Source organism: Streptomyces sp. NPDC049879, from assembly GCF_044461265.1.
GTDB lineage: Bacteria > Actinomycetota > Actinomycetes > Streptomycetales > Streptomycetaceae > Streptomyces.
On the sequence record NZ_JBITKT010000002.1, the window covers coordinates 190,503 to 204,484 of the forward strand.

15 protein-coding genes are annotated in these 13,982 nt (G+C 73.1%); 8 read left to right on the plus strand and 7 right to left on the minus strand.

Going from position 1 to position 13,982, the window contains the following annotated elements; translation table 11 throughout:
- Window positions 1–5: 5 nt before the first annotated feature.
- Window positions 6–1,127, minus strand: a complete 1,122-nt coding sequence (locus ACIBPC_RS07750; protein WP_362957187.1) for a LacI family DNA-binding transcriptional regulator — start codon at window positions 1,125–1,127, stop codon at window positions 6–8.
- A 187-nt stretch (window positions 1,128–1,314) separates the two neighbouring features.
- Here ACIBPC_RS07750 and ACIBPC_RS07755 point away from each other — a divergent pair, with 187 nt between their 5' ends.
- Both ACIBPC_RS07755 and ACIBPC_RS07760 read left to right on the plus strand, forming a co-directional pair.
- Entirely contained in the window at window positions 1,315–2,184 is an 870-nt protein-coding gene (locus ACIBPC_RS07755) for a phytanoyl-CoA dioxygenase family protein (RefSeq protein WP_398841993.1), read from the plus strand.
- 6 nt (window positions 2,185–2,190) lie between these two features.
- Window positions 2,191–3,078, plus strand: a complete 888-nt coding sequence (locus ACIBPC_RS07760; RefSeq protein WP_362957181.1) for a helix-turn-helix domain-containing protein — start codon at window positions 2,191–2,193, stop codon at window positions 3,076–3,078.
- Window positions 3,079–3,298: 220 nt separating this feature from the next.
- On the opposite strand, the gene ACIBPC_RS07765 is transcribed toward ACIBPC_RS07760, so the two are convergent.
- Complete coding sequence (locus tag ACIBPC_RS07765) at window positions 3,299–3,769, minus strand: DIP1984 family protein (protein WP_398841995.1); 471 nt, start codon at window positions 3,767–3,769, stop codon at window positions 3,299–3,301.
- Window positions 3,770–3,872: 103 nt separating this feature from the next.
- Here ACIBPC_RS07765 and ACIBPC_RS07770 point away from each other — a divergent pair, with 103 nt between their 5' ends.
- Both ACIBPC_RS07770 and ACIBPC_RS07775 read left to right on the plus strand, forming a co-directional pair.
- The gene (locus ACIBPC_RS07770; protein ID WP_362957175.1) at window positions 3,873–4,238 is read left to right on the plus strand and encodes a PH domain-containing protein; all 366 of its coding nucleotides are present in this window, start codon (window positions 3,873–3,875) and stop codon (window positions 4,236–4,238) included.
- Window positions 4,239–4,291: 53 nt separating this feature from the next.
- Complete coding sequence (locus ACIBPC_RS07775; protein ID WP_398841997.1) at window positions 4,292–5,764, plus strand: hypothetical protein; 1,473 nt, start codon at window positions 4,292–4,294, stop codon at window positions 5,762–5,764.
- A gap of 10 nt (window positions 5,765–5,774) precedes the next feature.
- Here ACIBPC_RS07775 and ACIBPC_RS07780 read toward each other — a convergent pair whose 3' ends face one another.
- Together ACIBPC_RS07780 and ACIBPC_RS07785 are read right to left on the minus strand one after the other, a co-directional pair.
- Window positions 5,775–6,356 carry a YdeI family protein gene (locus ACIBPC_RS07780; protein WP_398841999.1) on the minus strand — a complete coding sequence of 194 codons (582 nt, stop codon included), beginning with the start codon at window positions 6,354–6,356 and terminating at the stop codon, window positions 5,775–5,777.
- 90 nt (window positions 6,357–6,446) lie between these two features.
- Window positions 6,447–7,442, minus strand: a complete 996-nt coding sequence (locus tag ACIBPC_RS07785) for a glutathione S-transferase family protein (RefSeq protein WP_398842001.1) — start codon at window positions 7,440–7,442, stop codon at window positions 6,447–6,449.
- 160 nt (window positions 7,443–7,602) lie between these two features.
- On the opposite strand from ACIBPC_RS07785, the gene ACIBPC_RS07790 reads away from it, so the two are divergent.
- The gene (locus ACIBPC_RS07790; RefSeq protein WP_398842002.1) at window positions 7,603–8,577 is read left to right on the plus strand and encodes a glycosyltransferase family 2 protein; all 975 of its coding nucleotides are present in this window, start codon (window positions 7,603–7,605) and stop codon (window positions 8,575–8,577) included.
- Window positions 8,574–9,953 carry a polysialyltransferase family glycosyltransferase gene (locus ACIBPC_RS07795; protein ID WP_398842003.1) on the plus strand — a complete coding sequence of 460 codons (1,380 nt, stop codon included), beginning with the start codon at window positions 8,574–8,576 and terminating at the stop codon, window positions 9,951–9,953. The genes ACIBPC_RS07790 and ACIBPC_RS07795 overlap by 4 nt, the downstream gene beginning before the upstream one ends.
- 322 nt (window positions 9,954–10,275) lie before the next feature.
- Here the strand turns inward: ACIBPC_RS07795 and ACIBPC_RS07800 are convergent, their stop codons facing one another.
- Entirely contained in the window at window positions 10,276–10,854 is a 579-nt protein-coding gene (locus ACIBPC_RS07800; RefSeq protein WP_362957161.1) for a TetR family transcriptional regulator, read from the minus strand.
- Window positions 10,855–10,970: 116 nt separating this feature from the next.
- Between ACIBPC_RS07800 and ACIBPC_RS07805 the strand changes: the two genes are divergently transcribed.
- The gene (locus ACIBPC_RS07805) at window positions 10,971–11,261 is read left to right on the plus strand and encodes a hypothetical protein (RefSeq protein ID WP_398842005.1); all 291 of its coding nucleotides are present in this window, start codon (window positions 10,971–10,973) and stop codon (window positions 11,259–11,261) included.
- On the opposite strand, the gene ACIBPC_RS07810 is transcribed toward ACIBPC_RS07805, so the two are convergent.
- The gene (locus ACIBPC_RS07810) at window positions 11,258–12,337 is read right to left on the minus strand and encodes an acyltransferase (RefSeq protein WP_398842007.1); all 1,080 of its coding nucleotides are present in this window, start codon (window positions 12,335–12,337) and stop codon (window positions 11,258–11,260) included. The genes ACIBPC_RS07805 and ACIBPC_RS07810 overlap by 4 nt on opposite strands.
- A 149-nt stretch (window positions 12,338–12,486) precedes the next feature.
- On the opposite strand from ACIBPC_RS07810, the gene ACIBPC_RS07815 reads away from it, so the two are divergent.
- Window positions 12,487–13,074 (plus strand): TetR/AcrR family transcriptional regulator, encoded by a 588-nt coding sequence (locus ACIBPC_RS07815; protein WP_398843004.1) that lies wholly within the window; start codon window positions 12,487–12,489, stop codon window positions 13,072–13,074.
- Between the two features lie 5 nt (window positions 13,075–13,079).
- Here ACIBPC_RS07815 and ACIBPC_RS07820 read toward each other — a convergent pair whose 3' ends face one another.
- Entirely contained in the window at window positions 13,080–13,868 is a 789-nt protein-coding gene (locus ACIBPC_RS07820) for a vancomycin high temperature exclusion protein (RefSeq protein WP_398842009.1), read from the minus strand.
- Between the last annotated feature and the right edge of the window lie 114 nt (window positions 13,869–13,982).

The window sequence follows — 13,982 nt, forward strand, 5'->3', positions numbered from 1 at the left end:
GCGGATCACGGGAGCTCCCGTGCGGTGTCGGGCACCGGGCCTATGGAATCCCCGGGGACGAACGCGCAGGGAACGGACAGTTGGCGCGGAGCGGACGTGGGGTTGTCCAGCAGGTCGATCAGCAGGCCGACGGCCTCGCGGGCCATGCGGGCGCGGGGCAGGGAGTAACGGGTCCAGTCGCGCAGTTCGGGTGTCCACGACGGGGGGTCGCCGAGGAGGGCGAGCGACAGGTCTTCGGGGAAGCGGAGTTTGTCCGGGGAGGAGGAGGCGCCGGTGCGGGCGGCCTCCTCCAGGGCCTCGACGAGGCGGGTGTCCTCGGTGGGTTCGACGAGGAGGGCCGTCGCGCGGTGGCGTTCCGCCAGGGACCTGAGGCGGTCGGCGGACAGGTCGGCGGGGTCGTCCAGCGTCTCGATGAGGACGTGGTCGGCGGGGAGTCCGGCCTCGGCGATGCCGCGCCGGTAGCCGGCCTCGCGGTCGCGGGTGGGCTCGGAGTCGTCGGGGGCGCGGAGGTGGAGGATGCGGCGGTGGCCGAGCGCGGTGAGTTCGGCGACGAGGGCGCTGGTGGCCGCCACGTAGTCGGCGGCGACGTACGGCACCTCGCCGTCGTCCACCTCGCGGCGGCCGATGAACACGAAGGGGAAGTCCTCGCGGATCAGGGCGGCCAGTTCGGCGCGGCGGACGCGGCGGCCGAGGAGGACGCAGCCGTCGGCGATCTTCAGGCGGTTGGCGCCGCCCGCGTAGATGGACCGGTCGGGGGCCGAGGTGACCGAGCTGAACAGCAGCAGGTCGTAGCCCTGGGCGGCGGTCTCCTCCTCGACGCCGAGGAGGAACGGGTAGTAGAAATCGCGCTGGTCGGTCGGGAAGACCGGCTCGAACGTATACAACCCGAGCAGGCGGTTGCGGCCGCCTTTGAGGCTGCGGGCCGCGACGTTCGCCGAGTAGCCCAGCTCCTCAGCCGCCGCGAGGACGGCGCGGCGCGTCGGCTCCGGTATCTGGTCGCTGGCCGCGCCACCGCTGATGACCAGGGACACCGTCGCCTGGGACACCCCGGCGCTCCGGGCGATGTCCACCTGCGTCGGGCGGCGACGGCGTGGGGACCGTGCGGCTCGTTGCGGGGTGTCGGCCACCGCGCCTCCTCTCTAATACGTATTAGCTGAACGGCGTTGACGCTACTCGCGTGTTTCGAACAACGTCAAGGGTTGTCACGCGATGACCTGATTCGCCATCCCCGCGCCCGGACGAGCCATGGCCGCGCGGCCACCGGGCGGCCGACGATCGGAAGCGCCAGCCACCCCGTTCCGTTGGAGAGATCCCATGACCCACGCCCCGGCGCCCGGCTCCCTCGAAGACCGCTACGCACGCGACGGATTCGTCGTCCTCGACGGCGTGCTCGACAGCGCGGAGACCGACGCCCTGCTCGCCGAGACCGTCGCGATCTGCCGTGGCGAACGCGGCCCGATCGACGGCGCCGACACCGCGCCCGTCCCGCCCGGCACGAGCGACGACGACCTGCTGCGGCGCTTCCTGTGCGTGCACTACCCGCACAAGATGTCGCCGCTGATGCGTGACACCATCCGCCATCCCGGCATCGTCGAACCGCTCACGCGCGTCGTCGGACCCAACGTCAAGGCCATGCAGTCGATGCTCTTCATCAAGTCCGAGGGCCGCCCCGGACAGGCCTGGCACCAGGACGAGGGCTTCATCCCCACCCGCGACCGCTCCCTCACCGCCGCCTGGATCGCCCTGGACGACGCGACGACGGAGAACGGCTGCCTCTGGGTCGTCCCCGGCTCGCACCGGCCCGGCGTCCTCTACCCCGACCGCGAGCACGACGACCCGCGCTACGACTGCACCGTCGAGTCGTACGGCTTCCCGTGGAGCGAGGACGACGCGGTGCCGGTGGAGCTGAAGGCCGGGTCCGCGCTGCTCTTCAACGGCTACCTGCTGCACAAGTCGCTGGCCAACACCGGCGCCCACGGCTGCCGCCGCGCCCTCGTCGGCCACTACATGAGCGCCGAGTCGCCGCTGCCCTGGGAGCCGCCGCCGGCGGGCGTGGGAATGGCGCGCGCCGACTTCCGCGATATCGTCCTCGTCGCCGGACGCGACCCGTACGCCTGGAAGGGCACCGAGGACGTCCGCCGCCCGCGCGTCCGCCCCGACCGGGACGGCGGCTGCGACAGGTGAGGCACCATGACCGGTTACCCGTGGGCCGTCGAACTGCTGCCGGGACTCGGCCCGACCGTCGCCGACTACCCGCCCGGCTCGTCGTTCGGGCCGCGTGACGCGCGCAGTTACGAGTTCGTGTGGGTGCTGCGCGGGCGCGCCACCTGGACGGCGGGCGGGGACGCCGCCGTGCCGCTCGCGCCGGGGACGCTGCTGCTCGTGCGGCCCGGCATGCGGGACACGTTCCACTGGGACCCGGACGGGACGACGCGGCACGCGTACGTCCACTTCCGGCCGGTCGCGGGCCCGTTGGACGACGCGGGGTGGCCGCTCGTGCGGCCGATGGGCGCGGGGCCCGCGCCGCTGGGCGCGCTGTGCCGCTACCTGCTGTGGCTCGGCGGCGCCTGCCCGCCCGGCTGGCGGGAGCACGCGCGGGAGACGCTGCGGCTGCTGCTGGGGACGTTCGTGGCGGGTCCAGAACCGGCGGGGGACCGTACGGCCGCGCTGCCCGCGCCGGTCGTCGCGACGGCGCGGGCGGTGCGCGACGCGTGGGCGGACGGGATCGCGCGGCCCGTCCCGCTGGAGCGGCTGGCCGACGCGGCGGGCGTCTCGGTCAGCACGCTGTGCCGCGTCTTCCGCGCGCACATCGGGCTCGGACCGGCCGCCGCGCTCGAACGGCTGCGGCTGGCGCGGGCCGAACCGCTGCTGTGGCGCAGCAACCTGCCGCTGCGGGCGATCGCCGTCCGCAGCGGCTTCGCCGACGCGTACCACTTCTCGCGCCGCTTCCGGGCGGCGTACGGAATGGCGCCGCGCGCGTACCGGGCGCTGCCGCCGGAGGCCGCGCCGCGCGCGCTGGCGGCGCCGGACGGCCTCGCGCTGCTCGACGCGCTGACCCGCGCGGCGGGGGACGCGTGAAACCCCTTGCCCGCCCTCGGTGTCCGGAAGCTGCACATGGTGATGACGTGTGCTGTGTGCACTGTTCTCCTGTGCCGTGTGCGGGGCATGCGCTGTCGATGGGGAGTCGAACCCCGACATGGCCCTTCACGTCTACCAGGAGTGACCGGATTCCGCCGGTCGCGGCTGTGCACCGCCTCCCGGACGCCTACCTGCTCCGCGTCCTCGCCCCGCCCGTGGGTCAGTCCAGCAGGTCGGCCTCCCAGTTGGCCTGCTGGATGCGCAGGTCCAGGTGGCGTATCTCCTTGGCCACCGCGTCCGCCTCGGCGCGCAGTCCGGCGACGGGGAGGGCGGCGAGCATGCGGAGTTCGGAGCGCAACTGGCGCCCGGGGCCGTGGTGGTCGCGTCCGGCGGCGGCGTCGGCGGCGTCGGTGAGGACGGAGTGCCGCAGCCGCAGGACGTCGCGGCGGGCGAGCGCGTCGGTGAGGGTGCCGACGCCCTCGACCGCGACCGTGGCGTTGGTCAGGTTGACGCGGCGTATCAGCGTCTCCAGACGCGTCAGGACCTCGCCGGCCTCGGCGAGGAGCGCCGCCGCGTCCTCCGGCGGCTCGTCGCCCTCCTGGTACCGCGCGCTGCCCTTGACGCGGGAACGCAACTGCTCCACCTGCCGCATGGCGGCGGCCCGTTCGGCCAGTGCCTCCGCGAGCTTCACGCGCCCTCCCCCCTTCGTCCCATGCCCGGCATCATGGCAGACCACGGGCCTCGGCGCGCGGTATAAAGAGCACAGACGTACGACTTGAGAGGTGGGGGCAGGAATGGCACTGTTCGGGAACGCGCACACGGTCGACCCGGTCGCGGCGCGGGAGGAGTACGCCCGGCTGCTGGGCCAGGACGAGCAGGTGCACGCGGCGTTCGTGCTGATCCGGGACACGCTGCTGTTCACGGACCGGCGGCTGATCCTCGTGGACAAGCAGGGCGTGACGGGCCGGAAGGTGGAGTACCACTCGTACCCGTACCGCAGCATCTCCCACTTCGCGGTGGAGACCGCCGGGACGTTCGACCTGGACGCGGAGCTGAAGCTCTGGATCTCCAGCAACCCGACGCCGATCACGAAGAAGTTCACCAAGGGCGTCGACATCTACGAGGTCCAGGCGATCCTCACCAAGTACGTCGCCCACTGACGGCCTTCATGGCCGTGCGGGAGCCGGACTGCCGCGTCCCGGTGTTGGCGGTCGTGAAGGGTGGGCCTGCCGCCTGGCGGCGGGCCACCGACCGGTACGCGAAACTGGGCTGGGAACACCGCGAACTCGACACACGGCGCAAGCGCGTCGTCCGCAGGGCGCTCGGCCGCCCGGACGCCTCGGACGTATGGCCGCACGAGGTGACAGTGCCGGTGCACGGCTCGCCGTGGCGGGCGGAAGTGGAGGCGCAGTGGACGCTGCGTGACGCCGCGCGCACCGGTGGTTTTGTCCTCGATCAGCACTGGGCGGAACGTGAGGACAACCACCAGGTGATCCTGCCGTCCTGGCGGGTCCACACAGCGGGGCACGCCTGGGCGACAGCGGGAAAGGTACGGCGGTCCCTGTACGCCTGCGCGGTGCGCCTGGGACTGTACGATCTGCGGCCTCGCGTCGATGGCAGCCGCGCCACCGCACGTACCCTGGCACGCGACCTGATGCCCGGTGCGCCACGTACGAACGTGGACGTCAGGCCCCTGGACGGCCGGGGCAAGGCGGGCGTACCGCCGCTTCGCGAAGACGCGGTGAAGCGCTTCGTGGCCCTCTTCATCGGCCCGCTGCTGGTGGTCGTGGCCCTGCTCGTCCTGGCACGGGACGCGACCCCCGCGGGCAGAGCCGTGCTGGGGTCGGCCGCAGCCGCGTGCGCCGTCGTCTCCTGCTGGGCGGCCGTCACGCTGCCGCTGGTCCGGCCACGGTCGGGGACGCTGTTCCTGTGGGCCGTCGGCACGGGCGCGGCGGTCGTCACTGCCCTGGGCGTTCCAGGGCACTTGGAGGCCATGCCACGCGCGCAGACGCTGGCGTGCGTCGCACTCGCCTACTACGTCGCAGGACTGCTCGTGCTGGTGCGCCGCTGGAACTGGCAGCTGCTGGCCGCCAGTGTCCTGCCGATCGTCACGACCGTCGTGGTGGCGGCACTGCCCATCACCGGGCGGCTGCTGCACGACGCGTACGCAGACGAGTTGTCGCTCACCCCAGCAGAGACGTCGGTCAACGGGGCATGGCAGCTGGCCGCTGCGATACGGCTGCTGTGGCCGATGATGGGCGCGGTGCTCTTCGTCGCAGCCGGATGGGGGCTGCTGCGGTACTTCCACCTGGCACAGGCCGACAGAATTTCCACCGCTGCCCTGCTCGCTCTCGCGGTCGTCGTCGCACTCGTGCGAGCCGGAGTCTGGACGATCGACTCACCGGCGGAGGCGGCGGAACGGCTGGAGCGCGCCGCGGCCGAGGGCAGCGCTCCGCCGCCGTACTTCGGTGTCCGGCCGGAGTGGACGTGCGCCGTTCCGCTCGTGCCCACCGGGGAGCTGAACGAGGAGGGGGGCCAACTGGACGCCGACCGACCATACATCTTCTTCGGGGTCGCGGAGGGCCGCGCGGTCATCTGGAATGTGGACACCGGCAAGCCGCTTCGCGTCCCGGTGTCACAAGTCCGGTTGCTATCCAGGGAGAACGGGCGCGGGAGCTGCACGTGAGCCGGTCGGGTCAGGGGTAGATCTTCCCGCCGTCCGCCAGCATCTCGACGTAGGTCGTGATGCGGCGGGCGCGGGTCTCCGGCTTCTTCGCCTCCTCGACGCGGTGCAGGACCGCGTAGCGGTTCTTCTTGTCGAGGCCGGCGAAGAACTCGGCGGCGGCCGGGTTCGCGGCGAGGGCCGCGGCCAGGTCGTCGGGGACGGTGACGTCCTTCATGCCCTGGTACGCGGCGTCCCAGCGGCCGTCCGCCTTGGCGCGCTCGATCTCGGCGAGGCCCCAGGGGCGTACGCGGCCCGCCGCGAGCAGGGCCGTGGCCTTCTCCCGGTTCACCTTCGACCATCTGCTGCGGGGGCGGCGGGGCGTGAAGCGCTGGACCCAGTGCAGGGCGTCGACGGAGCGCGTGAGGCCGTCGATCCAGCCGTGGCACAGGGCCGTCTCGACGGCCTGCGCGTACGTGAACGACGGTGCGGCGCCCGGGGACTTCTTGCGGAACTTGACCCACACGCCCTGCGCGGACTCGTGGTTCTCCTCCAGCCAGGCGTCGAACTCGGCGGCCGAGGCGAACTCGGCGGTGGGGTCCTCGGATGCTGTCATGGCGGCGTGGCCTCCTCGTGGCGTGCTTTCCGCCGACGCTACGCCGGGATCAGGACAGGTTCTTTCCGCATCTCCGTCCCGGTCCCCGAGTCACGCGGGCGGCGGGCCCGGCGGGGTGCCGTCGCCGAAGGGGCGTCCGCCGAGGTCCTCGCGGTGGTGCGGCGTGAGCCAGCCCGACAGGTCGGGCCCGGCGGGGACGATGGCGCTGGGGTTGATGCCCGTGTGGACCTGGTAGTAGTGCCGCTTGATGTGGTCGAAGTCCACCGTGTCGCCGAAGCCGGGCGTCTGGTAGAGGTCGCGCGTGTACGCCCACAGCACCGGGTCCTCGGTGAGCTTGTTGCGGTTGCACTTGAAGTGACCGTGGTAGACCGCGTCGAAGCGCACGAGGGTGGTGAACAGGCGGATGTCGGCCTCGGTGATCGTGTCGCCGACGAGGTAGCGGCGGTCGGCGAGGCGTACGGACAGCAGGTCGAGGCGGCGGAACACGTCGGCGTACGCGGCCTCGTACTCGTCCTGCTCCGTCGCGAAGCCCGCGCGGTAGACGCCGTTGTTGAGGTCCTGGTAGACGCCCTCCATCAGCTCGTCGATCTCGGCGCGCAGCGGCTCCGGGTAGAGGTCGGGGGCGCCGGGGCGGTGGAGGTCCGTCCACTCGGTGGCGAGGTCGAGCGTGAGGCGCTGGTAGTCGTTGGTGACCAGGCGGCCGGACGGGATGTCCACGAGCGCGGGGACGCTGACGCCGCCGGGGTAGTCCGTCTCGCGCGCGTCGTACGCCTCGCTGAGGTGGTGGATGCCGAGCACGGGGTCGCGGCCGTCGGGGTCGAGGGTGAAGCGCCAGCTGCGGTCGTCCTGGATCGGGTCGGCGACGGCGAGCGAGAGGGCGTCCTCCAGGCCGAGGAGGCGCCGGGAGACGAGGGCGCGGCTGGCCCAGGGGCAGGCGCGGCTGACGACGAGCCGGTAGCGGCCCGCCTCGACGGGCCAGCCGTCGCGGCCGTCGGCGGTGACGCGGTCGGTGAAGTGGCTGCGGGAACGGTTGAACTTCTCCCGGCCGTACGCGGCGTTCCCGGCGCCGTCCTCCGTGTCGCCCATCCCCGTCTGCTCCCCGCGTCGTCGGTCGGTCGAGGTCCGTCGGTCAGGGCACTGCGGGTGCCCGTTCCCGGTGGGTTCACACCCGAGTGTGCACGCATGGTTCACCTCGCGGTCACCCCGGATTGCCCCGGCGTGGCGCGGCGGCGTCTACCGTCGCGTGGTGCCGAAGCTCTCCGTCGTCGTGACCTGCCACAACGTGCAGGCCTTCCTGCCCACCACGCTGCGGAGCCTCGTCCGCAACGCGACGGATGACATCGAGTTCATCTTCGTCGACGACCACTCCACCGACGCCACCGCCGACATCCTCGGCCGCGCGGACGCGCTCCCGCCGCGCAGCCGGGTCGTCCGGCACGCGGCCAACGGCGGCATCTCGCGGGCGCGCAACACCGGCATCGACACGGCGGAGGGCGCGTACCTCGCCTTCCTCGACGGCGACGACTGGTACGCGCCCGGCTATCTGGCGCGGCTGCTGGCGGCGGCCGAGCGGCTCGACGTGGACTTCGTGCGCACCGACCACGTGCAGGCCACGGGCCGCGAGCGCGTCGTCGTGCGGGCGCCGGCGCCGCGCCGCGACGTGCCGCTCGACCCGCTGGACGGCGTGCTCCCGGCCAACGCGAAGACGATGGTGGACTACCCCTTCGTCTGGGCGGGGATCTACCGGCGGCGGGTCTTCGACGACGGGCTGCGCTTCGCGCCGGAGCTGCGGACGGCGGAGGACCGGGTGTTCGGCTGGCAGCTGCACCTGCGGGCGCGGAGTTTCGCGGCGGTGGGGCTGCTCGGCGTGTTCTACCGGCGGGGGGTCGGCGGGTCGCTGACGCAGATCCGCGACGAGCGGCAGCTCGACTTCCTCCCGGCGCACGACCTGATCATGGCGGAGGTCGCGGCGCACCCGGCCGCCGACCGCTTCCTGCCGAAGATCGTACGGACGTACTGCGCGATGATCGCCTTCCATGCGGCGAACGCGTCGGGGTACGAGCCGGAGGCCGCCAAGCGGCTGCGGCGCGAGGCCGGGGAGGCGCTGCGGCGGATGCCGCCCGACCTGCTCGACCCGGTGCTGACGGCGATGGGCGACGAGCGCGGGCGCGTCCTGCGGCGGCTCGCCGGGCGGACGACGCGGAAGGCGGCGGTGGCATGAGGACGGGGACAGGGCGGACCGGGCGTACCCAGATCTTCGAGGTCTCGACGCTGTACGGCGCCGCGACGCTCGCGGCGGCCCTGGACGCGGGCATGTTCGAGCCGGGGCGGCGCGTCCTGCTCGTGACGAACAACGCGGCCGTCCCCGAGGCGGCGGCCACGCTGGACGAGATGACCGGCTGGGGCGCGATCGCGGCGCGTTTCGACACCGTGGTCGACTGGAACGAGGCGGTCTTCCCCAACCACCCGTCCCTGTGGGCGCCCCCCGAGACGGACACCGCCGCGTGGCAGCGGCTGCTGCGCGCGGCGTGGGACCTGGGCGACGGGCCGCTCGACCTGGTCGTCGAGTCGGTGCACGCGAAACCGGCGGCGGCGCTGGCCGAGATCTTCGCCGACGCGGACGTGCACGTGTACGCGGACGGGCTGATGAGCTACGGGCCGACGCGCGAGCGGCTTCCCTGGCCCACGGCCTGCCGCGTGCAGCGGCTGCTGCACCTCGACCTGCTGCCGGGGCTGACGCCACTGCTGCTGTCGGAGTTCGGGGCGTCCGCGGAGATCGTGCCGGACGCGGCGTTCCGGGCGGTGCTGGACGAGATCAGCGGCGCGTACGGAGAACCGGCCGTGGCGCCGCGCGTACGGGGTGAACGGACCGCAGTGATCCTCGGGCAGTATCTGGCGGCGCTGAACATCCTCTCGGCGGCGCAGGAGGAGGAGTTGCACGAGCGGATGCTGCGCGGGGCGGCGCGGGCGGGGTGCGCGCACGTCGTCTTCAAGCCGCATCCGACGGCGCCCGCGCAGTACTCGAAGGTGCTGGAGAAGGCGGCGGCGGACGCGGGCGTACGGCTGACGGTGCTGGACACGCCGATGCTGGCGGAGACGGTCTTCGACCGTGTCGGGCCCGACCTGGTCGTGGGCTGCTTCTCGACGGCGATGCTGACGGCGTCGGTGTACTACGGGATTCCCATCGCGCGGGTGGGCACGGACCTGGTGCTCGGGCGGCTGCGGCCGTTCCAGAACAGCAATCGGGTGCCGGTGACGCTCGTGGACGCGTACGTGCCGGACATCGAGGCGCTGACGGGCGGCCTGGAGACGCTGCCGGGGACGCCGGAGGACGCGGGCGCGGCGCTCGGGGCGCTGGTGCGCGTGCTGGGGTACACCATGCAGCCCCGGATGCACGCGCCGCTGCGGGGCGAGGCGGAGCAGTGGCTCGCGGAGCACCAGGGCGGTCTGGCGGCGCGGTACGTCAGGCGCAGCAAGCTGACGGCACTGGCGCTGCCGGGGGGCTTCGCGTCGGGTGTCGCCGGTCAGATGCCGGGGCGCCGGGCGGCGCTGCGGCTGGTGCGGAAGGTACGGGCCAGGACGGTGGGGAAGGGCTGACGGGGGCGCCTGCGGGGTTCGCCGGGACGGACACGCAGCGGGCGCCGCCATGCGATGGCACCAGGGTCCGTCGTCACAGGGGGCGTGCGCAGGTTGGCCTCTTCGCCAACGGGACCTGGGTGCTTCGGTCACCGGCCTGGCGTCGACCTGTGTACATGTGTTCCCCGAGGCCGGAGTCGTGGACTCCGAGGGTGCGGTCGCGTCCGGTCCCGGACGGCGCGGCCGGCACGGTGAGGACGACGCCCGGGTCGTGCGAGCCCTGCGGCCCCCGGTGCGGACCTCCGGCCCGGAGACCGCCGCGCGGCGGTCGGCGCGGTCCGGCTCAGGCGGCGAGGCGGCGCACCAGGGTGACGAGGGCTTCCCGCTGGGCGTCCTCGTCCTCGTTGGCGGCGGGGACCAGCATGCGGGCGAGCTGGGGCATGGTGAACCAGGATGCGACCAGCGAGATGACCGCGTGCACCAGCTGGCCCGGCGGGATGTCCCGGGCCAGGGCGCCGGCCTCCTGGGCTTCGGCCAGGGCGGCCGCCTTCTCGATGTAGTGCCCGGTGCGCTCGGCCTCGGCGGCCACGGGGCCCCGGCTCTGCAGGCCCTCCCAGGCCAGCAGGCGCACGAAGTGCGGGTGCCGGCGGTGGTAGTCGAAGAGCCGACCCGCGTAGTCGCCGAGGTCGGCGCCCTGGTCAGCGGTCAGCGGCACGGCGGCCGCGATCTTCGCCAGCTCGGATTCCAGTACCGCGCCGAACAGCTTCTCCTTGTTGCCGAAGTACTGGTAGATCCGCTCCTTGTTGACACCTGCCCGGGTGGCCACACGGGCGACGCGGGCTCCCTCGGGGCCGTGTTCGGCGAATTCGCCGACCGCGGCGTCGAGCAGGAGCTGTCGGGTGCGTGCTGTGTCCCAGGCCATGCCCCGAGACTACCCCATTCCCAACCGTACGGTTGGACATCGGCGCGACCACGTGCCAGACTCCCAACCCAATGGTTGGATATCAGGAATCCGGCCCCTCCGAACAGGACACGCGCATGTCCGCGAACACCGCTACCGCCGCCCCGTCCGTCCACCGCCGTGCGCTGATCACGTGGCTGGCCGTCTACCCGACCATCACTGTCGCGCTCGGCCTGCTCGGCTCGGTCCTCGGCGGCCTGCCGCTGCCGCTGGAGACCCTGGTCCTCACCGCGATCGTCGTCCCCACGGCCGTCTACGGCCTCGTCCCGGTACTGATGAAGGCCGACGCCCGCCAACGGCTCTTCCGGCGACCACTCACGGGGCCCGCCCGGCCGCGACCCGTCGAACCTCGCCGGCCGCAGCGCTAGCCCAGGATGCGGCGCAGCCCGAGGCGGCCCCACAGCAGGCTGGCCGCGTAGGACAGGGCGATCGTCACGGGGAGCAGGCACAGGAACAGGCCCACGGCGACGGGTGCGCTGGCGTCGGCGGGGATCAGGGGGCGTACCAGTTCCTCGACGAAGAAGACATGCACCATGTACGCGCCCATTGCGGCGTTCGCCGTGCGGCTGAGACGCGGCTGCCAGCGTTCCGGTATGCGTATGCGGCAGATGAGCAGCACGACGGCCAGGGTGAGGGCGGCGACGAAGAGGTGGGCGTTGGGGATCACGTAGTGGATCTGCGTGTTGTACCAGAGGATGCCCGCGATGGCGGCGGGGATCACGAGGAGCAGCGGGCGCCGGTAGCGGGCGGGCAGCCGCTGCGGCATGGACAGGATCAGCGCGCCGCCCGCCGCGTACACGACGGAGTACGTGGTGAATCCCCAGCCTGTGGACGGCGCGTCGTGGCCGGTCACCTCCCCGAGGGTGGTGAGCAGGCTGGGAAGGCAGGCGACGGCGAGCAGCGCGGCGCCGGTGGCCCAGGGGCGGGCGCCCGCCTTGAGCAGTGCGACGAAGGCCAGCAGTGCCACGATGGGGATGTACACGTACATGAACCACAGGTGGTACGCGGGCTGGATCGAGCCGAAGAGTCCGCGCATGGCGAGGTCGGCCGCCGGGTCGTCGTTCGTGCCGCGCAGCCAGGCCCAGGCGAGGTAGGCGGCGGTCCACAGGAACAGCGGCGTGATGTTGCGCGTGATGCGCTGCCACAGGCGGCGGCTGTCGCGGGGCGGGGCGCCGATGAGGACGGCCCATCCGGCGATGGCGAAGAAGACGGGGACGGCGAACGATCCGGCGGAGTCGCCCGCCATGCCGACCCAGTACGCGGCGGCGCCGTTCCCCTCCTGCCCGTCGACGGCCTTGATGAACGCGGCGGCCACATGGCTGAGGATCACCGAGCAGGACGCGACGAGACGGAGCAGGTCGACGTCGTACCGGTGCTCCCGGGCGGGCCGTGGCGACGGCGCGGGTGGGGCGTCGGGTGCGGTCTCGGCCGCTGTGGTGGACATAGGCCGTCACTTGTACGCGCTGCCCGTAACTCCCGCTCACCGGACGGGAGTACGACAGGTGAACACTTCCCTGCACCGCCCGGCGGGCCGCGCGCGTAGTAGCGTACACGGAGCGGTTCACACTTAGTACTACATCCGGAGTGGCATCGATGGTGCGCAGGAACGACGAACGGCGGGCGGCGCTCGTGGACGCCGCCATCGAGGTGCTCGCGGCCGAGGGCGCGCGCGGCCTGACCTTCCGGGCGGTGGACACCCGGGCGGCCGTGCCGACCGGCACCGCCTCCAACTACTTCGCCAGCCGCGACGACCTCTTCACGCAGGTCGGCGCCCGGGTCTACGAGCGCCTCATCCCCGACGAGGAGACGATCGCCGCACAGCAGGCGCTGACGCCCGGGCTGGAGACCTACGCCGTGCTGATGCGCGAACTCGTCGGCCGGATCAGCGCCTTCAGGACCGGCTATCTGGCGCTGCTCGAACTGCGCCTCGAAGCCACCAGGCGCCCGGCGCTGCGCGCGGTGCTCAGCGCACGCGTCCGCGCCGACCTCGACGCCAACGTGGCGTACCACGCGCAGTCGGGCCTGCCGGGCGACGCCACCGGCGTACTGCTGCTCGTCCTGGCCCTCAACTGGCTGATCGTCGAGCAGCTCACTCTCCCCGACGTGTTCAGCGAGGCGGAGCGCGAGCAGCTCGTCACGGCGGCGGTGGAACGGCTCGTCGCACCCCCTGACCGGCCCTGACCGCCTTACGGCCCGGCCCGCAGCGCGTCCTGGACGGCGGTCTCCCGCGGACCGGCGATCTCCGGCTCCGGTGTGAACGCCGCCGTCCACGCCGCCGTCGCCGCGCCCGCCGTCTCCCGCAGACCGCTGACCACCCACAGGATGCTCGCGTGGTCCCCGACCCCCACGCCCCAGGCGTCGATGCCCGCCGCCTCGCAGAGCGCGAGGGCCCTGCGTATGTGGAAGTCCTGCGAGACGAGCAGCGCCTCCTCCACGCCGAACACCTCGGCGGCGCGCGAGCAGGACGCCCAGGTGTTCAGGCCCGCGTAATCGGCCACGACGTGCTCGGCCGGTATGCCGTGCCGCTCGACGAGATAGGTCCGCATGGCCTCCGGCTCGTTGTACGCCGCGGTGCTGTTGTCGCCCGAGACGAGGAGGACGCGGGCGCGCCCGGTGCCGTACAGCTCGGCGGCCGTGTCGAGGCGGTCGGCGAGCCAGCGGGTCGGCGTGCCGTCCGCGCGCAGCCCCGCGCCGAAGACGAGGGCCACCGGCTTGGCGGGCGCGCTCTCCGTGGTGCGGACCCGGTCGTCGGTGGCCGCGTACACCCAGGCGTTCGGCAGCATGGCGAGCGCGAGGAGGGTCACCGCGAGCCGGAGCGCCCGCCGCTTCCCGCGGACCGTGCGCGGCACGCGGGGCCGCAGCCGCCGGGCCCGCGCACGTAACCGCCCGCCGCGCCCCGGCGCCGCGCCCGCGTCCCCCACGCCGCCCGCGCCGCCCGTCGCATCCGCCGTCCGTCCGGCCGCTGTGTCCGTCACGGTCCCCGGCCCCTTCCCCACGTCGCTCGCTCCCCGCCCCGCCCCGTCACGGAGCATCACGCCCGTATCACGTTCCGGTCGCCGGACAAGTTCCCGGCGCTCACCCGAACGGGC

What these genes read in the sequence shown, in the direction of transcription:
- ACIBPC_RS07755 (WP_398841993.1), top strand. Translation starts at nt 1,315, where the DNA reads ATGACCCACGCCCCGGCGCCCGGCTCCCTCGAAGACCGCTACGCACGC.
- ACIBPC_RS07760 (WP_362957181.1), top strand. Translation starts at nt 2,191, where the DNA reads ATGACCGGTTACCCGTGGGCCGTCGAACTGCTGCCGGGACTCGGCCCG.
- ACIBPC_RS07770 (WP_362957175.1), top strand. Translation starts at nt 3,873, where the DNA reads ATGGCACTGTTCGGGAACGCGCACACGGTCGACCCGGTCGCGGCGCGG.
- ACIBPC_RS07780 (WP_398841999.1), bottom strand. Translation starts at nt 6,356, where the DNA reads ATGACAGCATCCGAGGACCCCACCGCCGAGTTCGCCTCGGCCGCCGAG.
- ACIBPC_RS07785 (WP_398842001.1), bottom strand. Translation starts at nt 7,442, where the DNA reads ATGGGCGACACGGAGGACGGCGCCGGGAACGCCGCGTACGGCCGGGAG.
- ACIBPC_RS07795 (WP_398842003.1), top strand. Translation starts at nt 8,574, where the DNA reads ATGAGGACGGGGACAGGGCGGACCGGGCGTACCCAGATCTTCGAGGTC.
- ACIBPC_RS07800 (WP_362957161.1), bottom strand. Translation starts at nt 10,854, where the DNA reads ATGGCCTGGGACACAGCACGCACCCGACAGCTCCTGCTCGACGCCGCG.
- ACIBPC_RS07805 (WP_398842005.1), top strand. Translation starts at nt 10,971, where the DNA reads ATGTCCGCGAACACCGCTACCGCCGCCCCGTCCGTCCACCGCCGTGCG.
- ACIBPC_RS07810 (WP_398842007.1), bottom strand. Translation starts at nt 12,337, where the DNA reads ATGTCCACCACAGCGGCCGAGACCGCACCCGACGCCCCACCCGCGCCG.
- ACIBPC_RS07815 (WP_398843004.1), top strand. Translation starts at nt 12,487, where the DNA reads ATGGTGCGCAGGAACGACGAACGGCGGGCGGCGCTCGTGGACGCCGCC.